The sequence below is a fragment of the Streptomyces sp. Je 1-369 genome, assembly GCF_026810505.1.
Classification (GTDB): Bacteria; Actinomycetota; Actinomycetes; order Streptomycetales; family Streptomycetaceae; genus Streptomyces.
In genome coordinates, this window is record NZ_CP101750.1 from 3,558,928 (window position 1) to 3,583,998 (window position 25,071).

At 70.5% G+C, this 25,071-nt stretch carries 20 protein-coding genes; 9 read left to right on the forward strand and 11 right to left on the reverse strand.

The features are described 5' to 3' along the window. Positions 1 to 49 precede the first annotated feature (49 nt). The 3 genes from NOO62_RS16090 to NOO62_RS16100 all read right to left on the reverse strand — a co-directional run bounded on the left by NOO62_RS16090 (position 50) and on the right by NOO62_RS16100 (position 3,722). Positions 50 to 1,054 carry a DNA-3-methyladenine glycosylase family protein gene (locus NOO62_RS16090; protein ID WP_268771574.1) on the reverse strand — a complete coding sequence of 335 codons (1,005 nt, stop codon included), beginning with the start codon at positions 1,052 to 1,054 and terminating at the stop codon, positions 50 to 52. Positions 1,055 to 1,134: 80 nt separating this feature from the next. Beyond that, entirely contained in the window at positions 1,135 to 2,217 is a 1,083-nt protein-coding gene (locus NOO62_RS16095; protein WP_268771575.1) for an NDP-sugar synthase, read from the reverse strand. 203 nt (positions 2,218 to 2,420) lie between these two features. Further along, complete coding sequence (locus NOO62_RS16100; RefSeq protein ID WP_268771576.1) at positions 2,421 to 3,722, reverse strand: peptidoglycan recognition protein; 1,302 nt, start codon at positions 3,720 to 3,722, stop codon at positions 2,421 to 2,423. Between the two features lie 138 nt (positions 3,723 to 3,860). Between NOO62_RS16100 and NOO62_RS16105 the strand changes: the two genes are divergently transcribed. The 4 genes from NOO62_RS16105 to NOO62_RS16120 all read left to right on the forward strand — a co-directional run bounded on the left by NOO62_RS16105 (position 3,861) and on the right by NOO62_RS16120 (position 10,488). Then, positions 3,861 to 4,682 (forward strand): TIGR03089 family protein, encoded by an 822-nt coding sequence (locus NOO62_RS16105; RefSeq protein WP_268771577.1) that lies wholly within the window; start codon positions 3,861 to 3,863, stop codon positions 4,680 to 4,682. Between the two features lie 680 nt (positions 4,683 to 5,362). Further along, positions 5,363 to 6,607 (forward strand): LCP family protein, encoded by a 1,245-nt coding sequence (locus NOO62_RS16110; protein ID WP_414930834.1) that lies wholly within the window; start codon positions 5,363 to 5,365, stop codon positions 6,605 to 6,607. Between the two features lie 224 nt (positions 6,608 to 6,831). Beyond that, positions 6,832 to 8,601: an LCP family protein gene (locus NOO62_RS16115; RefSeq protein ID WP_268771579.1), complete on the forward strand. Its 1,770-nt coding sequence runs from the start codon at positions 6,832 to 6,834 to the stop codon at positions 8,599 to 8,601. A gap of 108 nt (positions 8,602 to 8,709) precedes the next feature. After that, the gene (locus tag NOO62_RS16120) at positions 8,710 to 10,488 is read left to right on the forward strand and encodes an LCP family protein (protein WP_268771580.1); all 1,779 of its coding nucleotides are present in this window, start codon (positions 8,710 to 8,712) and stop codon (positions 10,486 to 10,488) included. A gap of 131 nt (positions 10,489 to 10,619) precedes the next feature. Here the strand turns inward: NOO62_RS16120 and NOO62_RS16125 are convergent, their stop codons facing one another. Then, positions 10,620 to 11,657, reverse strand: a complete 1,038-nt coding sequence (locus NOO62_RS16125) for a glycosyltransferase family 2 protein (RefSeq protein ID WP_268771581.1) — start codon at positions 11,655 to 11,657, stop codon at positions 10,620 to 10,622. 285 nt (positions 11,658 to 11,942) lie between these two features. On the opposite strand from NOO62_RS16125, the gene NOO62_RS16130 reads away from it, so the two are divergent. Then, entirely contained in the window at positions 11,943 to 13,313 is a 1,371-nt protein-coding gene (locus tag NOO62_RS16130; RefSeq protein WP_398974489.1) for an LCP family protein, read from the forward strand. 94 nt (positions 13,314 to 13,407) lie between these two features. On the opposite strand, the gene NOO62_RS16135 is transcribed toward NOO62_RS16130, so the two are convergent. After that, on the reverse strand, positions 13,408 to 13,956 hold the full coding sequence (locus NOO62_RS16135) for an acyl-CoA thioesterase (protein ID WP_268771583.1): 549 nt from the start codon (positions 13,954 to 13,956) through the stop codon (positions 13,408 to 13,410). A gap of 129 nt (positions 13,957 to 14,085) precedes the next feature. On the opposite strand from NOO62_RS16135, the gene NOO62_RS16140 reads away from it, so the two are divergent. Together NOO62_RS16140 and NOO62_RS16145 are read left to right on the forward strand one after the other, a co-directional pair. After that, positions 14,086 to 15,441 (forward strand): LCP family protein, encoded by a 1,356-nt coding sequence (locus NOO62_RS16140; RefSeq protein ID WP_268771584.1) that lies wholly within the window; start codon positions 14,086 to 14,088, stop codon positions 15,439 to 15,441. A 172-nt stretch (positions 15,442 to 15,613) separates the two neighbouring features. Then, positions 15,614 to 16,762: a dipeptidase gene (locus tag NOO62_RS16145; RefSeq protein WP_268771585.1), complete on the forward strand. Its 1,149-nt coding sequence runs from the start codon at positions 15,614 to 15,616 to the stop codon at positions 16,760 to 16,762. A gap of 38 nt (positions 16,763 to 16,800) precedes the next feature. On the opposite strand, the gene NOO62_RS16150 is transcribed toward NOO62_RS16145, so the two are convergent. After that, positions 16,801 to 17,214 carry a VOC family protein gene (locus NOO62_RS16150; RefSeq protein ID WP_268771586.1) on the reverse strand — a complete coding sequence of 138 codons (414 nt, stop codon included), beginning with the start codon at positions 17,212 to 17,214 and terminating at the stop codon, positions 16,801 to 16,803. Positions 17,215 to 17,231: 17 nt separating this feature from the next. Then, complete coding sequence (locus NOO62_RS16155) at positions 17,232 to 18,575, reverse strand: UDP-glucose dehydrogenase family protein (RefSeq protein WP_268771587.1); 1,344 nt, start codon at positions 18,573 to 18,575, stop codon at positions 17,232 to 17,234. A 175-nt stretch (positions 18,576 to 18,750) separates the two neighbouring features. On the opposite strand from NOO62_RS16155, the gene NOO62_RS16160 reads away from it, so the two are divergent. Continuing rightward, positions 18,751 to 19,908: an acyl-CoA dehydrogenase gene (locus NOO62_RS16160; RefSeq protein ID WP_268771588.1), complete on the forward strand. Its 1,158-nt coding sequence runs from the start codon at positions 18,751 to 18,753 to the stop codon at positions 19,906 to 19,908. An 83-nt stretch (positions 19,909 to 19,991) separates the two neighbouring features. Here the strand turns inward: NOO62_RS16160 and NOO62_RS16165 are convergent, their stop codons facing one another. The 3 genes from NOO62_RS16165 to NOO62_RS16175 are packed head-to-tail and all read right to left on the reverse strand — an operon-like array spanning position 19,992 to position 22,919. Further along, the gene (locus tag NOO62_RS16165) at positions 19,992 to 21,230 is read right to left on the reverse strand and encodes a dipeptidase (RefSeq protein WP_268771589.1); all 1,239 of its coding nucleotides are present in this window, start codon (positions 21,228 to 21,230) and stop codon (positions 19,992 to 19,994) included. Between the two features lie 4 nt (positions 21,231 to 21,234). Next, positions 21,235 to 21,768 carry a 5-(carboxyamino)imidazole ribonucleotide mutase gene (purE, locus tag NOO62_RS16170; RefSeq protein ID WP_268771590.1) on the reverse strand — a complete coding sequence of 178 codons (534 nt, stop codon included), beginning with the start codon at positions 21,766 to 21,768 and terminating at the stop codon, positions 21,235 to 21,237. Beyond that, positions 21,765 to 22,919: a 5-(carboxyamino)imidazole ribonucleotide synthase gene (locus NOO62_RS16175; protein ID WP_268771591.1), complete on the reverse strand. Its 1,155-nt coding sequence runs from the start codon at positions 22,917 to 22,919 to the stop codon at positions 21,765 to 21,767. The genes purE and NOO62_RS16175 overlap by 4 nt, the downstream gene beginning before the upstream one ends. A gap of 224 nt (positions 22,920 to 23,143) precedes the next feature. On the opposite strand from NOO62_RS16175, the gene NOO62_RS16180 reads away from it, so the two are divergent. After that, complete coding sequence (locus NOO62_RS16180) at positions 23,144 to 23,659, forward strand: GtrA family protein (protein WP_268775639.1); 516 nt, start codon at positions 23,144 to 23,146, stop codon at positions 23,657 to 23,659. A gap of 21 nt (positions 23,660 to 23,680) precedes the next feature. On the opposite strand, the gene NOO62_RS16185 is transcribed toward NOO62_RS16180, so the two are convergent. Then, on the reverse strand, positions 23,681 to 24,958 hold the full coding sequence (locus NOO62_RS16185; protein WP_268771592.1) for an ATP-binding protein: 1,278 nt from the start codon (positions 24,956 to 24,958) through the stop codon (positions 23,681 to 23,683). Positions 24,959 to 25,071: the final 113 nt, after the last annotated feature.

Here is a 25,071-nt window from a genome sequence, read left to right on the forward strand (position 1 = left end):
TGGGGCTCGGTCCCCGGGCGTTGTCGGGGGCGGGAACGGTGTGGTGGGGTTACCAGAGGGCGATGTTGGTTTTCCGCATTTTGGGGTCTCTGCGGGGTGGGGTTCGGCCGCTCAGGAGGATGAGGCGGGCCGCTCTGTGGCGTTGGCCCTCGTAGGGGATGAGGAGGGCGAGCATGTCCTCGTCGGTCGCGTCTCGGTTGTTCGCCAGAGCGTGGCCGATGATGCCGGGGAGGTGGACGTCGCCCACCGTTACCGCGTCGGGCGCGCCGTTGCTGCGTTGGACCGTTTCCGCCGAGGTCCAGGGGCCGATGCCGGGGATGAGTTCCAGGCGGGTCCGGGCCTCCGGGGGATCCATCGACGCCGCCTCCTCCAGGCGGGCCGCCCGCGCCACCGCGCGCAGAATCGTGGACGACCGCTTGTTGTCGACGCCCGCCTTGTGCCACTCCCAGGACGGGATGAGGGCCCAGGTGCGCGGGTCCGGCATCACGTACATGCGGGCCTGCGCGGGAGTGGGGCCGGGCGCCGGTTCGCCGTACTTGCGGACCAGGAGGCGCCATGCCCGGTACGCCTCCTCCGTCGTGATCTTCTGCTCCAGGATGGAGGGGATCAGGGATTCGAGGACCAGACCCGTACGGGTCAGGCGCAGGCCCGGGCGGCGGTGAGCCGTCGTCGCGAGCAGGCGGTGGCGGGGGGTGAAGAGCTCGGGGTCGTCCGTCGCGCCCAGGAGGGCGGGGAGATGGTCGAGGAGCCAGGGGGCTCCTGGGCCCCACGCCTCCGCCTCCACCGAGCCACCGCGCGCGGCCACCCGTAGCGTGCCGGGGCCCAGCGGCGTACGGCTCGCGCGCCAGACCGAGCCGTCCGGCGTCGTACGGAAGGTCGGGTCCCCGGGGCCGCGGCGCAGCGGGCCCAGGGTCAGGCCCAGGTCCAGCGGGTAGGGCGGCTGCCACGTGCGGGTCTGGGGCGCGGTGACCTGACGGGGGATATGGGCGGGTACGACCGTTTCGCCCCCGCGCACAGTGGTGCGTGTGGGGCGCGGGGCGAAACGGGACGACATGTGTATGAGGGTAGGGGACATCCCCGCCGTGGGTGGGCGGGTGGGGTGGGCGGGTTGGGTGGGCGGTTGGGTGGGTGCTTCTACTGGTCCGAGGAGAAGCGGACCGCGCCTGCCGGCAGCGTCGCCTCGCACCACACCCGTACGCCGTCGCGCAGCTCGTTGTCCGCGCCGACGGACGCGCCGTCCCCGATCACCGTCCCCGAGAGCGTCGAGCGGGCGCCGACTCGGGCGCCCGCGCCGATCAGTGAGTCCGCGACGACCGCGCCCGGCTCGATGACCGCACCGGACAGGATCGTGCTGCCGGAAACCCGCGCACCCTCTCCGACCTGCGCGTTCTCGCCGATCACCGTGCCACCGGTGAGCTTCGCGCCGGGTGCGACGGTGGCGCCGGCCATGACCAGGTGCTCGCCGCAGCGGCCGGGCACCGCCGGGGAGGGCGCGCGGCCGAGGACGAGGTCCGCTGAGCCTCGTACGAACGCCTGGGGCGTTCCCAGGTCAAGCCAGTACGTCGAGTCGACCATGCCCTGGAGGTGGGCGCCGGAGGCGAGGAGGTCGGGGAAGGTCTCACGTTCGACGGAGACGGGGCGTCCCGCGGGGATCGTGTCGATGACCGAGCGGCGGAATACGTACGCGCCCGCGTTGATCTGGTCGGTGACGATCTCCTCGGGGGTCTGCGGCTTCTCGAGGAAGGCGGTGACCCTGCCGGTCGCGTCGGTGGGGACCAGGCCGTAGGCGCGCGGGTCGTCGACCTTCGTGAGGTGCAGCGAGACGTCGGCGCCGGACTCCTCGTGGGTGGCGACGAGGGCGCGGATGTCCAGGCCGGTGAGGATGTCGCCGTTGAAGATCAGGACCGGGTCGTCGGGTCCCGAGCGCAGCCGCGACGCGACGTTGCGGATGGCGCCGCCCGTGCCGAGGGGTTCGGTCTCCGTGACGTACTCGATGTGCAGGCCGAGGGCCGAGCCGTCCCCGAAGTACGGCTCGAAGACCTCGGCGAGGTAGGAGGTGGCGAGGACGATGTGGTCCACGCCTGCCGCGCGGGCCCGTGCCAGCTGGTGGGTGAGGAACGGGACGCCCGCCGCCGGAACCATCGGCTTGGGGGTGTGGACCGTGAGGGGCCGCAGCCGGGTTCCCTTGCCGCCGACCAGGAGGATCGCTTCTGTCACCTGTCGTCTCTGCTTCCTGCTGGGGCCGGCCGAACTTGAGTTGCGGCCGGCCAGTGTATGCAGATGGATGTGCAGGTCGTGCAGCCCGTGCGGGGTGTACGGGGGGGGTGCAGGGTGTACTGGGCGTGCAGGGTGTGCTGGGCGTGCAGGGTGTGCTGGGCGTGCAGGGTGTGCTGGGCGTGCAGGGTGTGCGGGGTGTTTCCTCAGCGGCCCTGGTAGCGGGCCGACGTGGTGCGGGCCTTGCCCAGTTTCTTGTACAGGCGGCCGCCTGGGCACTCCGTGGCGAATCCGTCCCGATGCCCGGAGATGACGCGGAGCCGGACGTTCCTGCCCTTCTTGTACAGGTTGCCACCGCCCGACTTCAGGTAGGTAGTCCCGCGCGGGTTGGCTCCGTACAGGCCGAGCTTCCACGCGGTCAGCCGGGCGATGGCGGTCACGACCGCCTTCGGCGGGGTGGAGTAGCTGTAGCTGCCGAGGACCGCGATGCCCATGCTGTTGCTGTTGAATCCGAGAGTGTGGGCCGCCAGGACCGGCTTGGCCACACCTCCGGCACGTCCTTCGTAGATGTTTCCGCACTTGTCGACGACGAAGTTGTAGCCGATGTCGCGCCAGCCGCTGCTCTTGACGTGGAAGCGGTAGATGCTGCGGATCGCCGCGGCGGACTGTGAGCAGCGGTAGTTGTTGCCGGTCGCGCTGTGGTGGATGAAGGCGGCCTTCACCGTCTTCGTGTACGCGAACTTCCTCTCGCGGAGCCTTTCGTCGGCGCCCCAGCCCTTGCGGGTGATGATGCGGGGGCGCGGGCCGACGTAGGGGCGTGCCTGGGCCTGCCCCGCGTCGCCGCCGCGTGTGGCGATCAGGTCGTCCTCCGTCTGCCGCTCCGAGGAGCCGGGCGGGGCTTCGTGGCGGGGGTTGTGCGGGGGTGGGTCGTCGCCCGGGTCGACGAGTTCCAGGCGGAGGCCTTCGGGGAGGGGGGTTGCGGTGGCGGCGCCTGTGGCGAGGGCGCGACTCGTGGCGGGTGGAGCTTCCGCTCGTACGCGGATCTCCACGCCGTCCGAGTCGCCCACCCACAGCGGCGCCGTCGAGCCGCGGACCGTGTCGGCGTCGTGCTCGGGGGTGCCGGGGTCGGCGGTGTGCTCGTGGTTGTGCGTCTCCACGGGCTGCCACTCCGACCAGGTGGTGGTGCCGGTCGCGCGGGTGCGGACCTGGACCGTGCCGTGCAGTTCCGCTTCGGGGTCGTTCCAGACGACGCCTACCAGGGAGAAGGGGCGGACATCGCGTCGACCCAGGCCCTGTTCCCGCGCCCCGGCCGAGCCGAGAGCGCGGTCGGAACCGAGTGGGGTGAGCGGGATGGACTCGGTGCGGCCGGGGATCCCCTCCGTTGCTGGGCCTGCGGCCGACGGTGCGCCGGGCGCCGCGGCCCGGGCGCCGGACGAGGGCAGGGTGAGGGGCAGGGCCAGGGCGGCCGCGCACGTGACGCCGATCGAGGAAGCTAGAAATCCACGCATACGTACGATCGTTGGCATAGTGGTGCTTTTCTGTCCATTGGGGAACTGACGGGGCGTCGGCCAAGTGTGGGCGATCCGGTCGTGCCGCACTCCCCCGCCACGCCGGGGGCGCGCAGTGGTCCGCGTACGCTTGCGCCCGTGAACGCCAACGACCGCACCCCTGCCGACCTGCTGCGATCCGCGCTCGCCTCGGATCCGGGCCGCCCACTGGTCACCTTCTACGACGACGCCACCGGTGAGCGGGTGGAATTGTCCGTCGCCACCTTCGCCAATTGGGTGGCCAAGACCGCGAATCTGCTCCAGGGCGACCTGGCGGCGGAGCCGGGTGACCGGGCCGTGTTGCTGCTGCCCGCGCACTGGCAGACGGCCGTGTGGCTGCTCGCCTGTTCGTCGGTGGGTGTCGTCGCGGACGTGGGCGGTGATCCGGCGTCGGCGGATCTCGTCGTCAGCGGGCCCGACTCGCTGGAGGCGGCGCGGGCGTGTTCCGGAGAGCGGGTGGCTCTTGCGCTGCGGCCGCTCGGAGGACGCTTTCCGCAGGCCCCGGAGGGCTTCTCCGACTACGCGGTGGAGGTGCCGGGGCAGGGGGACCAGTTCGCTCCGTACGCTCCCGTGGACCCGGACGAGGTTGCGCTCGTGGTCGACGGGGTGGAGCTGACGGGTTCGGAGGTCGTCGCTCGGGCTCGCGAGGATGCGGGGCGGTTGGGGGGTGGCGGTGAGGCCGGTGCGGCTGGTGAGGCTGGTGCGGGTCGTGAGGCCGGTGCGGGTCGTGAGGCCGGTGCGGTGGGAGTCCGTGTGCTGTCCGGGCTGTCCTACGGGACGTGGGAGGGGCTCAGCGCGGGGCTTTTCGCCGCGTTGGGTGGGGGTGGGTCGGTGGTGCTTTGCCGGAACCTCGAGCGGTTGTCTGAGGGTGGGCTGCAGAAGAGGGTGGGGGACGAGCGGGTGGGGGTTGTCCGACGGTAGCTGGCCCCTGGCCTTGGGCGGTTCTCCGGTGCGGGTTCGTCGTGGCTTGTCGCGCAGTTCCCCGCGCCCCTGAAAACCTCCCGGCACCGTTTTCCGCGCCCCTTGCATGCCGCCCGGCACCTGCCCCCGCAGCCCCTGGGCGGCATGTGCATTCGAGTGCGGGCTCGTCGTGGCTTGTCGCGCAGTTCCCCGCGCCCCTGAAAACCTCCCGGCACCTGCCCCCACAGCCCCTGACCGGCATGTGCATTCGAGTGCGGGCTCGTCGTGGCTTGTCGCGCAGTTCCCCGCGCCCCTGAAAACCTCCCGGCACCGTTCCCCGCGCCCCTGAAGACCCCCCGCACCGATCCCCGCGCCCCAAAAAGCCCCCCAGCCGCGCCGCCCCCCCTCACCCTGAAACCCCCGGCACCCTTCCCGCGCCCCCACCCCCTGCGCACCCGCCCCCCCATATCCCCCCGATCCCCCGTTCAGCCCAGCCCCTCCCCCGGCCCAGAGGCCCCCCGCGCCGGGGCGGGCCATGGTCGTAGTGGACGTAGTACGGAGCTGGGCAGCCGTGAGGGGTGGACGCAGACGTGGGTGAGGATGTCGGTGGGGCCTCTGGAGTCAGTCCCCGTGGGGCGGGAGACGGAGGGGGCGGGGGGAGGTATGGGCCCGGCGCGGGGGCCAGTGCCAGTGGGGTGGGGGTGGGGCGGCGGAAGCGGCGGTGGGTGCGGTACTGCGCCGTCGGGGTCGCCGTCGTCGTGCTCGGGGCCGGAGGCCTCGGGTGGGCCGCGTATCAGAAGCTCAACGGGAACATCACCACGGACACGGACGCCGCCGCCGAGCTCGCCCGGTACGACAAGGAGCGGCCCACCCCCCTCGTCCACGACGCGCAGAACATTCTGCTGCTCGGCTCCGACACCCGTGCCGGCCAGGGCAACCGCAAGTACGGCAGGGACCCCGGCACCGAGCGCTCCGACACCACGATCCTGCTGCACCTGGCCGCCGACCGGCGGAGCGCGACCGCCGTGTCGATCCCACGCGACCTGATGGTGGACATCCCCGGCTGCCGCAAGCCGGACGGCTCCCGGACGCAGGCGCAGTTCGCCCAGTTCAACTGGGCCTTCGAGATGGGCGGTACGGCCTGCACGATCCGTACCGTCGAGAAGCTCACCGACATCCGCGTCGACCACCACATGGTCGTGGACTTCGCGGGGTTCAAGGACATGGTCGACGCCGTCGACGGCGTACAGGTCTGCCTGCGGGCGCCGATCGACGACTCCGACGCACACGTGAAGCTCGCCCCGGGAGTTCGCACCCTCAACGGCGAACAGGCACTGGGTTTTGTGCGTGCCCGCAAGAGCCTCGGCAATGGCAGCGACACCGACCGGATGGACCGCCAGCAGGAGTTCCTCGGCGCCCTCGTCAACAAGGTGCAGAGCAATGACGTCCTGCTGAATCCGACGAAGCTCTATCCCGTTCTCGACGCGGCGACTTCCTCGCTGACGACCGACCCGGGACTCGCAAGTCTGCGGGGTTTGTACGAACTGGTGCGCGGCATGCGCAATATCCCCACGGAACGGGTGCAGTTCCTCACCGTGCCGCGTCAGTCGTACACGTACGACGCCAATCGCGACGAGCTCGTCGAGCCCGCGGCGAAAGAGCTCTTCACGCGGCTGCGCTCGGACATCCCCGTGGCCGTCGACCCGCGGCAGCCCGCGGAACAGGCGCGCCGGGATTCGTCGGAGTCGGAGGGCGCGTACGAAGAGGAGTCCGACTCCAAGGAGGAGTACGACTCCGACGTGGAGGAGGAAGACGAGGAGGAGGAGAACGGCGGCTTTGGTGAGGGCGGGAGCGGCGGCGACGAGAAGCCGGACGATCCCGCGGAGTCGCCGTCGCCCGCGCCGACATTCCGGGGCAACACGGCCGCGGGGTCCACCTGCGAGTAAAACGATCCCCAAGGGAAGGGCCCGCACCACAAAGAAATAGGGCGGATTGCCCAGTTGTAGGGGAGTGGAATTTGTCACCGGCGTCGTTCGACGCTGAACTGGGCGGATAGTGTGAGCGATCCGGTGCGCCAAGGCCCTCTCGGCCATGCACCGCTGAACCTGACCGAGCGCCTTCTTGAGGGGGGAAAGGCGCCGCGTGGCCCCGACGGAGGACGCAAACAACCGTGGACGCGCAAGGCCGTGGGCGGGCGGAGAACATCGACCCCGCAGACCAGTGGGTTCTCAACCCGGACACCGGTGACTACGAACTGCGACTGAGCCCCTCCGCTGGGCAGTCGTCGGTGCCAGGACCCCGTGGATCGTCACCCCGGCAGGGCGGTCGCGGCCGCTCCGCGCCGGGCCGTGAGCGCTCCCGCCCGGACGAGCGCGACGAGCGCCGCGAGGTGCCGGGACAGCGCAGGCGTCGCGTGAAGGAGCCGGAGCCCGGTTCCGGCGGGCGGCGCAAGCAGAATCCCCGAAAGTCCAAGGGGAAGGGCAAGGGCAAGCCCAAGTCCAAGGGCAAGAAGGTGATGGTCTGGACGGGCGGCACGCTGGCCTTCCTGCTCGTCGCGGGCTGCACCGGCGGCTATCTGTACTACCAGCACCTCAACGACAACATCACGTCGATAGACGATGACGGCGCGGGCACCGGCGGCTTCAGCAAGGACCGGGCCATCAACATCCTCGTGATGGGCACGGACAAGCGCAGCGGCAGCGGCAACAAGGGGTACGGCGACGAGGGAAGCGCCGGTCACGCCGACACGACGATCCTGCTGCACGTCTCCAAGGACCGTACGAACGCGACCGCGCTCAGCATCCCGCGCGACATGATCATCGACATTCCGGACTGCCCGACGAAGCAGGAGGACGGCAGCGAGAAGGTCATCCCGGGCAGCCAGAACGTCCGCTTCAACGAGAGCCTCGGCCAGAGCGACCGCACGCCCAGCTGCACCATGCGCACGGTCACCAAGATCACCGGCATAAAGATGGACCACTTCATGGTGGCCGACTTCAACGCGGTGAAGACGCTCTCCAGCGCCGTCGGCGGTGTGGACGTCTGCCTGGCCAAGGACATCGACGACCCGAAGTCGCACCTGAAGCTGTCCAAGGGCGAGCACACGATCGAGGGCGAGGACGCGCTCGCGTTCGTCCGTACGCGCCACTCCGTGGGCACCGGCGGTGACTTGAGCCGCATCGAGCTGCAGCAGCAGTTCCTCAGCGCGCTCATGCGCAAGCTCAAGTCGAACGACACCCTCTCCAACCCGAAGAAGATGTTCAGCCTCGCGGAGGCGGGCACCGAGGCCCTCACCGTCGACTCCAAGATCGCCAACATCATGAAGCTCAAGGACCTCGGCCTGGAGCTGGGCAAGCTCGACATGAAGAACCTGAGCTTCGCCACGGTGCCGGTCATCGACAACCCGGCCGAGACGGTCCACACCACGGTCGTGCCGAACCCGACCAAGTCCGAGCAGCTGTTCGCGATGATGCGTGCCGACCAGTCGCTCACCGTGGTGAAGAAGCAGGAGAAGAAGGAGAAGGCCGCGGTGGCCGCCCGCCTCAAGGGCCCCAAGGCCGACCCCGCCGAGGTGCGCGTCGACCTCTACAACGGCAGCGGAAAGACGGGCGCCGCTCAGACAACTCTCACGTGGCTGCAGAACACTGAGGGCGTGCTCAAGTCCAGCCAACTGGGGAACGCGCCCTCGGTCATCAAGAAGACGATGCTCGAGTACGCGCCGGGCCAGGCGGACCAGGCCCGTCGGCTCGCCGACATCATGGGCCTGTCCGGCGCCGCCCTCAAGCCGGGCAAGAGCGAGAAGAACGCACAGGGCCTCCCGGCCATGAAGCTGACGCTCGGCGGAGACTTCAAGGGCGCGGGGGTACCCGTTGATGCTTCTTCGAAGGCACCGAAGGACATCGACAAGGTCCAAGCGGACAAGGTTAAGTGCGCCAAGTGACCTGAAGCGGTCGTTCTGCGTCTAACAATGCGCCAAGGCGGCATGGGTCATGCGTCAAGGCGTCGCGGAACGACCGCAGTTCATGAATGGGGCGGGGAGGGGCTGGGGATGAGGCAGAACAGCGTGCGTAAGGAGGGGGCGCGACAACGCGCTCCGCACGCAAGTGATCACGGCTGGGACGAGGACACCGACGACGGGTCGGGTGAGGGCTCTCGCAGTGGTTCTCGTAGCAACTCTCGTAGCGGCTCTCGTAGTAGCTCCCGTAGTAGCTCCCGTGAGGGCGGAGGTCACTCCGCGAAGTCCTCCAAGTCCTCGAAGTCCTCGAAGTCCTCGAAAGGCGGCGACGAGCCCCCGGAGAACAGCGCCAGACACCGGCGCGGCACGCGCGGCGGGGCGCGTCCGCCGCGCCGCAAGCGCCGTGTCCTGCGCTGGTCGGCGACGATCCTGTCGGTCCTGATACTCGGGACGGCCGGCGCCGGGTACCTCTACTACCAGCACCTCAACAGCAACCTCGAGACGGACGACCTGAACCTCGGCGAGCACCGGGCCCCCGAGCCCACGCCCAACGCCGCGGGCCAGACCCCGCTGAACATCCTGCTCATCGGGTCGGACGCACGGGACTCCAAGGCGAACCAGAAGCTCGGCGGCGCCAAGAACACGTTCGGTTCCCCGCCCCTCGCGGACGTGCAGATGCTGCTGCACCTCTCGGCCGACCGCTCCAACATGTCGGTCGTGAGCATGCCGCGCGACACCCTGCTGCAGATCCCCAAGTGCACCGATCCGGACGACGGCAAGGTGTATCCGGAGACCGGCCCGAAGTACATGACGAACGAGTCGCTGGGGCGTGGTGGTCCCGGCTGCACGGTCGCCACCTGGGAGAAGCTCACCAACATCCACATCAACCACTTCATGATGGTCGACTTCTCGGGTGTGGTCTCCATGGCGGACGCCATCGGCGGCGTACCCGTCTGCGTGGACAGGAACATCCACTCGCGCGACAGCCAGGGCCACGGCTCGGGCCTGAAGCTGAAGAAGGGCACCACGGAGGTCAAGGGCGAGCAGGCCCTCCAGTGGCTGCGCACGCGGTACGGCTTCGAGGGCGGCACCGACATCAGCCGCGCCAAGGCCCAGCACATGTACATGAACGCGCTGGTCCGCAAGCTCCGCGAGAACACCGGCCTGACCAGCCCCAACCAGCTGCGCAAGCTCGCCGAGGAGGCGACGAACGCGCTGAAGGTGGACGACGGCCTCGGCACCATCAAGAAGCTGTACGACCTGGGCAACGAGCTCAAGAAGGTCCCGCCGAGCCGTACGACGATGACGACGATGCCGTTCGACTACGCCGGTGCGCGCGTCGTCCCCAAGCCCGGCGACGCGGAGCAGCTCTTCCGTCTGGTCCGCGACGACATCCCGCTGGACGGCAAGGGCAAGAAGAAGAAGGCCAAGGAGAAGGTGTCGGACGACCCGGCCGCCGCGGACGGCGACATCGCGGTGCAGGTCCAGAACGGCACCCGCAGTTCCGCCGAGCCGCCGGTCAGCGGCCGGGCGTCCGTCGTGGCACAGCTCCTCGCGGGCAAGGGCTTCAAGAAGGCGACGCCTGACACGGCGGCGGCACTGTCCGAGGAGAAGACGGTCGTCCGCTATCCCAGCGCGGATCTGGAGGGTGACGCGCAGCGGGTCGCCAAGGCCCTCGGGCTGCCGCTCAGCGCGGCGAAGAAGTCGACGGACGTGTCGGGGGTGACGCTGGTCGTCGGTGCCGACTGGCGCGAGGGCGACGCGCCGCCCAAGGCGAAGAAGAAGGACGACACGACGCCGGACTCCGCGGACGCGCTCAGCGGGTCCGACAAGAAGGCGTGCATGAAGGTCGACCCGAACTTCAGCTGGTAAGAGCCCATGTCATAACCGCACACGTCATAACCGCACACCGCACACCGCGTCAGGACGCATACCGCATCAGGACGCGCGAAGGGCCCCGGCGCGGTGCCGGGGCCCTCGTCGTGCACGTGGTCGCGTACTTGTCACGCCTCCTGCGTCGTCCCCAGGACCGCCGGGCGGCGTGAGGCGATGACGCGCTTGGCCAGCGAGCGCGGGCTGGTGAGGAAGCCCCAGCCCCACGACATGTGCATGGTCGCGAGGGCCACCGGGATCCGCAGGCGTGCCTTCAGGGGCAGGCCCTTGCCCGCGGGGACGGACCCGGCGGCGATGGCCGCGACGTAGCCGCCGGGGATCACGAAGCCCCACGGTGTGAGGGCCGCGCCGACGACGATGCCCGCGGCGATCGCGCAGACCGCGGTCGGCGGCGCGAGGTAGCGGAGGTTGATGGAGCCTTCGTGGTAGCGGGCGACGACGTGGCGCCACCGGCCGTAGTCCTTGTACTGCTTGGCGAGCGCCTTCACGCTCGGCCGCGGGCGGTACGAGACCTTCAGCTCGGGCGAGAACCAGATCATGCCGCCGGCCTCGCGGATGCGGAAGTTCAGCTCCCAGTCCTGGGCGCGGATGAACTCCTCGTTGTACCCGCCCTGCTGCTCGAGCGCCTCGCGGCGGAACACGCCCAGGTACACCGTCTCGGCCTGCTGGGCGTCGCCGCCGGTGTGGAAGGCGGCGTTGCCCACGCCGATCTTCGACGTCATGGCGGCGGCGACCGCGTGCTCCCAGGCGTTCTGTCCCTCGGCGTGCATGATGCCGCCGACGTTCATCGCGCCGGTCTCCTCCAGGAGGCGGACGGCCGTCGTGATGTAGCCGGGCGAGAGCGCGGCGTGGCCGTCGACGCGCACCACGATCGGGTGACGGGATGCCTTGATGGCGGCGTTGAGCGCCGCGGGCGTGCGCCCCGTCGGATTGGGGACCGTGTGCACTCGCGGGTCCTCGCGGACCAGCTCGGCGGCGATCTCGTCCGTGCGGTCGGTGGAGGGGCCGAGCGCGACGACGACCTCCATCTCGCCCGCGTACTCCTGCTGCAGGATCGCGTGCACCGCCTCGCGCAGATGCCGCTCCTCGTTGAGGACGGGCATGATCACGGATACGGCTGGAGGCTGCACCTCAGACTTCGCGTTCATCACGCGTCACGTTACCGCGAATGGGGGACACGGGTGCGCGCCGTCCGGGTCGCTACCCCGGGCCGCATTTCGTATGGCCTTACGTTTCTCGGGTTACCGGCTCGTCCTCAACCGGGCCACGGCCCGTCTCGCGGAGGTGCCCCGCACGTGCCCACACCGCCCCGACGCTCCCCTGCCCCGCCACCGCGCCGCCCTCGTCCACCGGCTCCGAGGGCCGAGCGGGCGGTGCGGGCCGAGCGGGTTCCCCGGAAGTCCGCAGGGCGGCGGAGACGGCCGCGCTGGGCCATGCGCGTGGCGACCGGCTTCTCCGTGACGGTCCTGGCCGCGGCCGGCATCGGGCACGCGGTCGTGACCGGTCTGGACACCGGCATCCAGCGGGTCGACGCCTTCCGGGACATGAAGAACAGGCCCGAGTCGGGCAACGGCATGAACGTGCTGCTCGTCGGCACCGACGGCCGCGACAAGCTCTCGCCCGAGGACAAGCAGAAGTACCGCCTCGGGGGCGCGCCCTGCCATTGCACGGACACGATCATGATCGTGCACATCTCGGAGGACCGGGACCGCGCCAGTGTCGTGAGCCTGCCCCGGGACAGCTACGCGGACCTGCCCGCGCACACCGACAGGAACACGCGCCAGAAGCACCACGAGCACCCCAACAAGATCAACGCGGCGTACGCGGAGGGCGGCCCGAACCTCACGGTGCGCACCGTCGAGCACATGACGAAGGTCAAGATCGACCACTATCTGGAGGTCGACTTCACCAGCTTCATGAAGACCGTGGACGTGCTCGGCGGCGTCGAGATCTGCACGGCACGGCCGCTCCAGGACTCGCACACCGGCCTGAACCTGGCGGAGGGCACGCACCTGATGAACGGCGGTGAGGCGCTCCAGTACGTCCGTTCCCGGTACGTCGACGGGGCGTCCGACCTCGGCCGCATGCAGCGCCAGCAGCGTTTCCTCGCGGCGCTCATCGCCAAGGCGACGGGCAGCGGTGTGCTCCTGAACCCGGTCAAGTTCCGCGACGTGACGCTGACGCTGCTCGGCGCGGTCCGCGCGGACAACGGTTTCGGGACGGACGAGATCCTCGACCTCGGGCGGGCGATGCGGGGCTTCTCGCCGTCGTCGTCGGAGTTCACGACCGTGCCGCTGAGCGACAGGGGGACGAACATCCCGGGCATCGGTGCGACGCTCGTATGGCATCCGCAGAAGTCCCAGAAGCTGTTCGACGCGTTGCGCGAGGACCGTCCGCTCGCGGCCCGCCACGGCAAGGGCAGGGCCACCATGGTCGGCGTCGCACCGCAGCAGATCCGGGTCCAGGTCGACAACGGCACGGGCGACCCGGAGCTCGGGAAGCGGGTCGACGAGGCGCTGCGGAAGACCGGTTTCCGCACCTCGCAGCTGCCGGGGAACGTCCCCGGGGCCGCGGCCAGGCCCGCCGAGCGGACCGTCGTCGCGTACGACCCCCGGTGGGACCGCTCCGCGAAGGCCCTGGCGACGGCCCTGCCGGGGAGCGAGCTGCGCGAGGTGCGGGGACAGGGGGCGACCTTGAAGGTCATCGCGGGGAAGGACTTCAAGGAGGTCCGGCGGGTGCGCGCGGAGGATGTGCGGCTCGGCGAGTTCGGTGCGGTCACCGGGGATCAGGTGGTCTGTCCCTGAGAGCCTGTCTTTGAACCCCCGTCGTTCGCGCGGGCGCAGGCGGGGGTTCAAAGACAGGCTCTGAGAGCGGACGCCCCGCGCCGGGGCGGAGGGCTTAGTCGTCGAAGCCCTCGGCCGCCCGGGACTCCCGCAGCTCCTTGATCGCTCGGCGGCGGGCCAGGCGGTGGGTGCGGCGGATCTGGGCCTCCTGGTAGCGGCGGCGGTCGCGGTCGGTCTCGGGGACGACCGGGGGGACCGTGCGGGGCTTGCCGTCCGCGTCGACCGCGGCGAAGACCAGGTAGGCGGAGCCGACCTGCTGGGCGGGCGTCGACTCGTTCCAGCGCTCGGCGAGGACCCGGACGCCGACCTCCATGGAGCTGCGCCCGGTCCAGTTCACCTGAGCCTTCACATGAACCAGGTCTCCGACCCTGACCGGCTCCAGGAACACCATCTCGTCCATGGACGCGGTGACCGCGGGGCCGCCGGAGTGGCGTCCGGCGACGGCGCCCGCGGCGTCGTCCACCAGTTTCATGATCACGCCACCGTGCACCGTGCCGAGGAGGTTGGTGTCGTTGTGGGTCATGATGTGGCTGAGCGTGGTGCGGGACGCTGAGGTCGGCTTGCCCGGAATCTCCGATTCCGGATTGGGAGCCTGGTCTGTCATGCCCTCCACCCTATGCCGGACGTACGACCGGGCTCTCCCCGGCCGCTTTGCATCAGCTCTGCAACAGCCGTGACCCAGATTCCCGACCGCCCTGTAAGGCGCGGCCCCGAAGACGGCAGACTGGGCCACATGAGCGATTGGCCTGACGATCAGGGTGGCGGCCGGGGACACGGCCGCGGCAGCGGCAACTCCCAGCCCGAGGGAGCCCGTGCGATGCGGCACATCCAGCGTGGCCGGCCCTCCCGTCCGGCCGGACCACCGCCCGGCGGGGTCCCGCAGCAGTCCGGGTACGACGACGGGTACGACGAGCCGCGCGGCAACGGCCAGCCGTACGGCGACGCCCGCGACCAGGTCTTCGAGCCGCGCGCCGCGCGCCAGGACCCGTACGCGCAGAACCAGGACCAGGGCTACGACAGCGGCTACAACACCGGCCAGGTCTACGGCAGGCCCGGCCCGGGCGACGGCGGCGGCGACGGACGCCCGACCCGCGCCCCGCGTCCCGCGCCGAACTGGCGCAAGCGGATCAAGTGGACCGCGATCACGCTGGTCAGCGTGCTGGTCGTGACCTCGGTCATCACGTACTTCTGGGCCGATTCCAAGCTCAAGCGCGAGGTCGACCTCTCCAAGGTCATCGAGCGGCCCGAGGGCGGCGACGGCACGAACTACCTGATCGTGGGCTCCGACAGCCGCGAGGGCATGACCGCCGAGGACAAGAAGCGCCTCCACACGGGCTCGGCCGACGGCAAGCGCACCGACTCGATGATGATCCTGCACGTCGCGGACGACGGCGGGAACACGATGATCTCGCTCCCCCGCGACTCGAACGTCACCATCCCCTCGTTCAAGGGCGCCGAGTCCGGCAAGCTCTACCCGAACCAGGGCCGCCAGACGAAGCTCAACGCGGCGTACGCGGAGGACGGGCCCGAGCTGCTCGTGCGGACCGTCGAGTACAACACCGGTCTGAAGATCGACCACTACGCGGAGATCGGCTTCGGCGGCTTCGCCAAGATCGTGGACGCGGTCGGCGGCGTCGAGATGGACATCCCCAAGGCCTTCAAGGACAAGTGGTCGGGCGCCGACTTCGAGAAGGGCAAGCAGACGCTCGACGGCCAGGAGGCCCTGGCCTTCGTCCGCACCCGGCACGCCTTCTCCAGCGACCTGGAGCGTACGAAGAACCAGCAGAAGTTCCTCGCGGCCCTGGCCCACCAGGCGGCGACGCCCGGCACGGTCATGAACCCGTTCAAGCTCTACCCGACGATGGGCGCGGGCCTGGACACGTTGGTCGTCGACAAGGACATGGGCCTGCTCGACGTGGCCTCCATGTTCTGGGCCATGAAGGGCGTGACCGGCGGTGACGGCACGTCGATGAACATGCCGATCTCGGGCTCCGCCGGCAGCAACCTCGTCTGGGACAAGGCCAAGGTCAAGCAGCTCGTCAAGGAGCTCAACAACGACGAGAAGGTGACGGTCTCGGACAACCGGTGACGCCGTTGACCGCTCACGTGTGAGAGGGCCCCGCCGATCCAGGTCGGCGGGGCCCTTTCGCGTACCGCGGCGGCCGCCCCGTACCCCGAACGCCCCGTCCGCCGCGAAGCCGTGGCCGTGCCGTGCCACGGTTTATTCGAACTGCCACCCGCCGACGTCCGGAGCACCTGCCATGGCAGACCTGCAGGAGGAATTCAGCGCCACCGCCGAGGCGGGGGCCCTCGATCAGGCCCTCGTCCCGCCCGACCCCGTGCCCGACCCCGCCCTCGTGACCGCGCCCGCACCCGCGCCCGGCGCGGAGACCGTCCGCTGCGCCTCCCCCGCGGACCGGGCCCGCGCCCTGCTCGCCGCCCACCCCGTCGCCGACGGCTACAGCGGCATGCCGTGGGCCCTGCGCGAGCTGCCCTGGCACGACTTCGAGACCGGTGACAGCGGCCTCGACGGCGACGTGCCGCGGCTGCGCGCGGGCCGGGTCGGCGCGCAGTTCTGGTCGGTGCACGTGCCCGACGGGCCGAGCGGCGACCGCACCGTTCGCACGACGCTCGAACAGATCGACCTCATCAAGCACGTCGTCGCCGCCCACTCCGACGCCCTGCGGCTCGCCCGCAACGCGTCGGAGACCGCCGACGCCCGCAACTGCGGCCGCATCGCCACCCTGATCGGCCCGGCCCGCGGCGTCGCGCTCGGCGACTCGCTGGGCACGTTGCGGGTGCTGCACAGCCTGGGCCTGTGCGTGGTCACGCTCTGCGGGACGTCCTGGGCGGGCGAGGGCGGCCTGACGCCGTTCGGCGAGGAGGTCGTCAGGGAGATGAACCGGCTCGGGGTCCTCGCGGACCTGTCCGGCACCTCCGAGGTGACGGCGCGGCGGGTGCTCGCCGTCTCCAAGGCGCCGGTGGTCTTCATGCGCTCGGGGGCCCGCGCCCTGTACGACCATCCGGCGAACCTCTCGGACGGCCTCCTCGCGGATGTCGGCGCCGCCAAGGGCCTCGTCCTCGTCCCGCTCGCCGCCGGGCGGACCGGGCCCACGGTGCGCACGGTCGCGGACCACCTCGACCACGTGCGCCGGGTCGCGGGCCCGGAGTGCGTGGGGATCTCCGGCACGCACGACACCCGTGAGGCGCACCCGGAGGGCCTGTCAGACCCGCTGGGTCACGTGCGGCTGATCGCCGAACTCGTCGAACGCGGCTGGCCCGAGGCCGACTTGGCGCTGCTCACCTGGGGCAACGTACAACGCGCCCTGCGCGGTGCGGACTTCACCGCGCGGTCGACGCGGGAGCGGCGGCCCGCGTCGACGGCGACGATAGACCGACTGGACGGGTGAGCGCCGTTGTGCCGGCCCGTCAGGGGATCTTGCATCCGTCAGGGGATCTTGCAGAGGCAGAACGGGTGCCCCGCGGGGTCGGCGTAGACGCGGAAGTCGCGCTTGCCTCCGTCGTCGTCCAGGTCGAGGGGCGTCGCGCCGAGCGCGAGCACCTTCTCCTGGGCGGCGTCGATCTCCTCGATGGTGCGCCCGGCGTCCAGGTCCAGGTGGACCTGTTGCGCGTTGACGTCGGAACGGGGCCACTCCGGCGGGCGCAGGCCCACCACCTTCTGGAACGACACTTTGACGCGGCCGGGTGACACGAGGTCGACCCAGTCCCCGTCCTCTTCGATGGTGCCGCCGATGAGGGCGGCGTAGAACTCGGCGAGTGCGCGCGGGTCCGGGCAGTCCAGGACGACGTTGCGCAGGCGGGCGATGGGTTCCGTCACGGGTTCCGTCATATCCATGTCCATGCCCCCCATGGTCACTCTTAGGCTGCGGGCCTGCCCATCGCGCGGTACGTCCAGCCCGCGGCCCGCCACGTCTCGGGGTCCAGGGCGTTGCGGCCGTCCAGGATGAGCGGGGCGGTCGCGGCGGCGGCGAGCTCCGCGGGGTCGAGCTCGCGGAACTCGCGCCACTCGGTGAGGTGCAGGACGACGTCGGCGCCGCGGACGGCGTCCAGGGCCGTTTCCGCGTACCCGAGGGTGGGGAACAGGCGGCGGGCGTTCGCCATGCCCTTGGGGTCGTAGACGGTCACCTGGCCGCCCTGGAGGTGGATCTGACCGGCCACGTTCAGGGCCGGGGAGTCGCGTACGTCGTCCGAGTCCGGCTTGAACGTGGCGCCGAGGACCGCGACCCGCTTGCCGAGGAAGGAGCCGCCGCCGAGCGCCTCGCGCGCCATCTCGACCATCTGGCCGCGCCGCCGCATGTTGATGGAGTCGATCTCGCGCAGGAACGTCAGGGCCTGGTCGGCGCCGAGCTCGCCGGCCCGCGCCATGAACGCGCGGATGTCCTTGGGCAGGCAGCCGCCGCCGAAGCCGATGCCGGCCCGCAGGAACTTCTTGCCGATGCGGTCGTCGTGGCCGAGGGCCTCCGCGAGCTTCACGACGTCGCCGCCGGCGGCCTCGCAGACCTCGGCCATGGCGTTGATGAAGGAGATCTTCGTGGCGAGGAACGAGTTCGCGGAGGTCTTGACGAGCTCAGCGGTCGGGAAGTCGGTGACGACGAACGGTGAGCCCTCGCCGATGGGCGCCGCGTACACCTCGCGCAGCAGCTTCTCCGCGCGCTCGCTGCGCACGCCGACGACGATGCGGTCGGGGTGCAGCGTGTCCTTGACGGCGAAGCCCTCGCGCAGGAACTCGGGGTTCCAGGCGAGTTCGACCTCGTCGCCCGCGGGGGCGAGCTCCGCGAGGCGGGTGGCGAGCCGGTCCGCGCTGCCGACCGGGACGGTGGACTTGCCGACGACCAGCGCGGATTTGGTGAGGTGCTTGGCGAGGGACTCCAGGGCGTTGTCGACGTACGACATGTCGCACGCGTACTCGCCGTGCTTCTGCGGGGTGTTCACGCAGATGAAGTGGACGTCGCCGAAGTCCGCGACCTCCGCCCAGTCCATCGTGAAGCGCAGCCGCCCGCTGGCTCCTTCGATGCCCGCGACGTGCTTGCGCAGGAGCTCCTCGAGACCGGGCTCGTACATGGGGACCTCGCCCCGCTGGAGCATCTCGATCTTCTCGGGCACGACGTCAAGACCCAGCACCTCGAAGCCGAGCTCGGCCATGGCCGCGGCGTGCGTGGCGCCGAGATAGCCGGTACCGATCACGGTGATCTTGGGGGCCATGCGGTGCTCCAGGGGGCTGTGGCGTCAGTGCGCTGACGAGCATAGTCCCGCGTGTCCCGGCCGCTCACCGGGCACGATTCCCGCTGTCGCGAAGCTCACGTATCCCTCGCGTGGGGGGCACCACTAAAATTTGGGTTACTTAACGGTAATTAGCGTCCTTGGAGCGTGAGAGACCTTGGCCGGATCGGCTGATTTCGACCTGTACCGCCCGTCCGAGGAGCACGACATGCTCCGCGACGCGATCCGCTCGCTGGCCGAGGCGAAGATCGCGCCGTTCGCCGCAGCGGTGGACGAGGAGGCCCGCTTCCCGCAGGAGGCCCTCGACGCGCTCGTCGCGAACGACCTGCACGCCGTGCACGTCCCGGAGAGCTACGGCGGCGCGGGCGCCGACGCCCTCGCCACGGTCATCGTCATCGAGGAAGTCGCCCGCGTGTGCGCCAGCTCCTCGCTGATCCCCGCCGTCAACAAGCTCGGCTCGCTGCCGGTCATCCTCTCCGGCTCCGAGGAGCTGAAGAAGAAGTACATGACGCCGCTCGCCGGCGGCGAGGGCATGTTCTCGTACTGCCTCTCCGAGCCGGACGCCGGTTCGGACGCGGCGGGCATGAAGACCAAGGCCGTGCGCGACGGCGACTTCTGGGTGCTCAACGGCGTGAAGCGCTGGATCACCAACGCGGGCGTCTCCGAGTACTACACGGTGATGGCCGTCACCGACCCGGAGAAGCGCTCCAGGGGCATCAGCGCGTTCGTCGTCGAGAAGGGCGACGAGGGCGTCTCCTTCGGCGCCCCGGAGAAGAAGCTCGGCATCAAGGGCTCCCCCACCCGCGAGGTCTACCTCGACAACGTCCGCATCCCCGCCGACCGCATGATCGGCGACGAGGGCACGGGCTTCGCGACCGCCATGAAGACCCTGGACCACACCCGCATCACCATCGCGGCCCAGGCTCTCGGCATCGCCCAGGGCGCCCTCGACTACGCCAAGGGCTACGTCAAGGAGCGCAAGCAGTTCGGCAAGCCGATCGCCGACTTCCAGGGCATCCAGTTCATGCTCGCCGACATGGCGATGAAGATCGAGGCCGCCCGCCAGCTGACGTACGCGGCGGCCGCCAAGTCGGAGCGCGGCGACAAGGACCTCACCTTCCAGGGCGCGGCCGCGAAGTGCTTCGCCTCGGACGTCGCGATGGAGGTCACCACGGACGCGGTGCAGCTCCTCGGCGGGTACGGCTACACCCGTGACTACCCGGTCGAGCGCATGATGCGAGACGCGAAGATCACGCAGATTTATGAGGGCACGAACCAGGTCCAGCGCATCGTGATGGCGCGCAACCTGCCGTAGCCCGCGGCGCTCGAACGGCGACGGTGCCCTCTCCCTGACTTCGGGGGGAGGGCACCGTTCGTGCCCCGAAGGGGCGCCCCTTCTCAGCCGTCCAGTTGCGTCAGCGTCGCGATCGACGGGCCCCGTCGGGAGCTGATGTCCCGGGAGACGTCCTCCGCCGCGCCCAGCACCCGTACCGCGTTCCGCCACGTCAGCTTCGCGAGGTCGGGCGTGGACCAGCCGCGGGTGAGGAGTTCCGCGATCAGGTTCGGGTAGCCCGCCACGTCGTCGAGGCCGGACGGGGTGAACGCCGTGCCGTCGTAGTCGCCGCCGATGCCGACGTGGTCGATGCCCGCCACCTCGCGCATGTGGTCGAGGTGGTCGGCGACCGTTGCGGCGGTGGCGATCGGGCGGGGGTTCGTCGCCTCGAAGGCCTCGTGGACCTTCATCGCCTCGGGCCGCGTGTCCAGGTGGTGGAAACCGTTGGCCCGCATGTTGTCGTCGGCGGCCCGCGTCCAGTCGACCGCCGCCTGGAGGACGAACTTCGGGACGAAGGTCGCCATCGCCACGCCGCCGTTGGCGGGCAGCCGCTCCAGGACGTCGTCCGGGATGTTGCGCGGGTGGTCGCAGACCGCCCGCGACGAGGAGTGCGAGAAGATGACCGGGGCCGCCGACGTGTCCAGGGCCGCCCGCATCGTCGTCGCCGCGACGTGTGAGAGGTCCACCAGCATGCCGACGCGGTTCATCTCACGTACGACCTCGTGGCCGAAGGGCGAGAGGCCGCCGACGCCCGGCTCGTCCGTCGCCGAGTCCGCCCACGCGATGTTGTCGTTGTGCGTGAGCGTCATGTAGCGGACGCCGAGCGTGTGCAACGCCCGCAGCGTGGCGAGGGAGTTGTTGATGGAGTGCCCGCCCTCGGCGCCCATCAGGGAGGCGATGCGGCCCTCGGCGCGGGCCTTCTCCATGTCCGCCGCCGTCAGCGCGCGGACCAGGTCCGCCGGGTGGCGGGTGAGCAACCGGTCGACGCAGTCGATCTGTTCGAGCGTGGCGCTGACCGCCGCGTCGCCGGTCAGGTCCGTGCGGACGTACACCGACCAGAACTGCGCGCCGACGCCGCCCGCGCGCAGCCGGGCTATGTCCGTGTGCAGGCTGCCCCGCTGGTCCGTCGCGATGTCGAGCTTGCCGATGTCGTAACCGGCCTTCTCGCGCAGGGCCCACGGCAGGTCGTTGTGGCCGTCGACGACGGGGAAGTCGGCGAGGAGTGCGCGTGCTTCGTCGAGTGCGCGTGCCGCGTCCAGTGCGTGTGCTTCGTCCAGTGCGCGTGCTTCGTCGTGGGATGTCATGCGGTCACTTTCCCGAGCCGAAGCCGAATCCGGAACCCGCTCCCTCGACCTTGGTCCGCAGCCGCTTGCCCTTCTCCGTCGCCTGGTCGTTCAGCTCCTGCTGGAACTCCCGCATGCGGCCGAGGAGTTCGGGGTCGTGCGCGGCGAGGATGCGGGCCGCGAGCAGGCCCGCGTTGCGCGCGCCGCCGACGGAGACCGTCGCGACCGGGACGCCCGCGGGCATCTGCACGATGGACAGGAGGCTGTCCATGCCGTCCAGGTACTTGAGCGGGACGGGCACGCCGATCACCGGGAGCGGGGTCACCGACGCCAGCATGCCCGGCAGGTGGGCGGCGCCGCCCGCACCGGCGATGATCGCCTTGAGGCCGCGGTCCGCCGCCTGCTCGCCGTACGCGATCATCTCGTGCGGCATGCGGTGCGCGGAGACGACGTCGACCTCGAAGGGGATCTCGAACTCGTCGAGTGCCTTGGCGGCGCCCTCCATCACCGGCCAGTCGGAGTCCGAGCCCATGACGATGCCAACAACGGGTGCACTCATTCGGTGATCGTTCCTCTGAGGTAGCCGGCTGCGTGCCGGGCGCGGTCGAGGACCTCGTCCAGATCGTCGCCGTAGGTGTTCACGTGACCGACCTTGCGGCCGGGCTTCACGTCCTTGCCGTACATGTGGATCTTGAGCTGCGGGTCGCGGGCCATGCAGTGCAGGTACGCGGTGTACATGTCGGGGTAGTCCCCGCCGAGCACGTTGGCCATCACGGTCCACTTGGCGCGCGGGCGCGGGTCGCCGAGCGGCAGGTCGAGCACGGCGCGGACGTGGTTGGCGAACTGCGAGGTGATCGCGCCGTCCTGCGTCCAGTGGCCCGAGTTGTGCGGGCGCATCGCCAGTTCGTTGACGAGGATGCGGCCGTCGCGGGTCTCGAAGAGCTCGACGGCGAGGTGTCCGACGACGCCGAGCTCCTTGGCGATGCGCAGCGCCAGTTCCTGCGCCTGGCCCGCGAGGTCCTCGGAGAGGCCGGGTGCGGGCGCGATCACCGTGTCGCAGACGCCGTCGACCTGCTGGGACTCGACGACGGGGTAGGCGACGGCCTGGCCGTGCGGTGAGCGGACGACGTTCGCCGCCAGTTCCCGCCTGAAGTCGACCTTCTCCTCGGCGAGCACCGGGACACCGGCCCGGAAGGGCTCTTCGGCGTCCTCGACGGAACGTACGAACCACACCCCCTTTCCGTCATAGCCGCCCCGCACCGTCTTCAGGATCACGGGGAAGCCGTCGCCGCCGTCCGCGGCGCCCTCGGCCGCGAAGGCGGCCGCGTCGGCCGGGTCCTTCACGATCCGGTGGCGCGGGCAGGGCACGCCGATCTCCATGAGCTTCGCGCGCATGACGCCCTTGTCCTGGGCGTGCACCAACGCGTCGGGCCCCGGACGGACGGGGATGCCGTCCGCCTCCAGGGCCCGTAGATGCTCGGTGGGTACGTGTTCGTGATCGAAAGTGATCACGTCGCAGCCCCGCGCGAACGCACGCAGCGTGTCCAGGTCGCGATAGTCGCCGATGACGACGTCGCTGACGACCTGCGCCGCGGAATCCTGCGGGGTGTCACTGAGGAGCTTGAATTTAAGGCCGAGGGGGATGCCCGCCTCGTGGGTCATGCGGGCGAGCTGACCGCCGCCGACCATGCCGACTACCGGGAACGTCACGCTCCCAGGGTATCGGCCGGTATCGGCCACCGCGGAACGGCCGGATCCCGCGCCCCGCGGCCGCTCCCGTCACAGGGGCGCCACAGTGTCCAGGTGCCCGCGAGCGCCCGCGATGGCCGCTGGTTAGCATGGCTGGGTCGACACGACCGAAACACCAATCCGTCGGCACGTACACGACCGGTACGAACGACCGGTACGGAATCGACGGGGGCTGGGGCGACACCATGACGGAACGGGGCGCGTTGCGCGTGCGGCTGGACAGGCTCGGGCGCGAAGTTGCCAAGTTCGGGGCCGTGGGGGCGGTCGGCACGCTGGTCAACTTCGCGGTCTTCAACCTCGTGCGGCACGTCACCGACCTGCACGTGGTGCGCGCGAGCGTGATCGCCACGGTCGTCGCCATCGCCTTCAACTACGTGGGCTTCCGCTACTTCACGTACAAGGACCGTGACAAGAGCGGCCGCACCAAGGAACTCACGCTGTTCCTGCTGTTCAGCGCGGTCGGCCTGGTCATCGAGAACGGCGTGCTCTACGCGGCGACGTACTGGTTCGGCTGGGACAGCCGACTCCAGTCCAACTTCTTCAAGTTCCTCGGCATGGGCATCGCGACGCTCTTCCGCTTCTGGTCGTACCGCAGCTGGGTGTTCAAGGCCCTGCCCGTGCGCGAGACGACGGTCGGGCATGCGGAATCGTTCCTGGAGGAGACGGACGCGGACGAGAAGCCCGCGGTGCGGCGCCCCTAGGGCCCGGGTCGGACGCCGCCCCTAGCGGATCGTCTTGTCGTCCGCTTCGGTGTCCGTGCTCCTCGACAGCGGCGTACGGGACAGGAAGAGCCCGAAGACCGGCGGCTGGGTCTGGAGCATCTCCAGGCGGCCACCGTCCGCCTCGGCCAGATCCCGGGCCACCGCGAGGCCGATTCCCGTCGAGTTGCGGCCGCTGATCGTCCGCTCGAAAATGCGCGCCCCCAGATCGGCGGGTACGCCGGGGCCCTCGTCCGTGACCTCGATGACCGCCTGATTGCCGGTGACGCGGGTACGCAGCGCGACCGTGCCGCCACCGTGCATCAGCGAGTTCTCGATCAGCGCGGCGAGGACCTGCGCCACCGCTCCCGGCGTGCCGACCGCCTCCAGGTGCCGCTTGCCCGAGCTGACGATGGCGCGGCCCGCACTGCGGTACGCGGGGCGCCACTCCTCCAGCTGCTGCTTGACGACCTCGTCCAGGTCGAAGGCGACGGCGGAGCCCGTACGCGGATCGCGCGAGTTGGTGAGCAGCCGCTCCACGACGTCGGTGAGCCGCTCGACCTGCGCCAGCGCGATCGTCGCCTCCTCCTTCACCGTGTCCAGCTCCTCGGTGACGGTGATCTCCTCCAGGCGCATGGAGAGCGCGGTCAGCGGGGTGCGCAGCTGGTGCGACGCGTCGGCGGCGAGGCGCCGCTCGGCGGTCAGCATCCGCCCGATGCGCTCGGCGGAGGAGTCGAGGACGTCGGCGACACGGTCCAGCTCCGGCACGCCGTACCGCTTGTGGCGGGGGCGGGGGTCGCCCGAGCCGAGGCGTTCCGCGGTCTCCGCGAGGTCGGTGAGCGGGGAGGCGAGGCGGTTGGCCTGCCGGACGGCGAGGAGTACGGCGGCGACGATGGCGAGCAGCGCGACGGCGGCGATGATCAGCAGGGTCCTGCCGACCTCGCGGGTCACGGCGGCCTTCGGCTCCTGGACGGTGACCTTCTCGCCCTGTTCGCCGGGGCGGGTGGCGCTGATGACCTCGCCGCCGGGGCGGGTGCCGATCTGGATGGCCTTGCGGCCGGGGATCTCGATGCGGGCGTACCGGTCGGAGGCGACCTGGTCGCGCAGGATGGCGCCGCTGATCTTCTCCTCGCTGATCAGGCGGCTGTCCACGATGCTGGCCAGCCGCAGCGCCTCGGAGTCGACGCGCTCCTGGGCGCTGCTGCTGATGGTCCTCGTCTCGACGATGACGAGGCTCACCCCGAACACGGCGATCACCACGAGGACGACGGCGAGGGTGGAGTTGATCAGGCGACGGCGCATCTACACAGTGTCGCGGATCCGGGTGCCCCGTCAGGGGCGCGGGGAGCTGCCCCGTCAGGGGCGCGGGGAACCGCACGAGCACCCACGTACGGAGCCGCCCCCCGCAGGAGTGC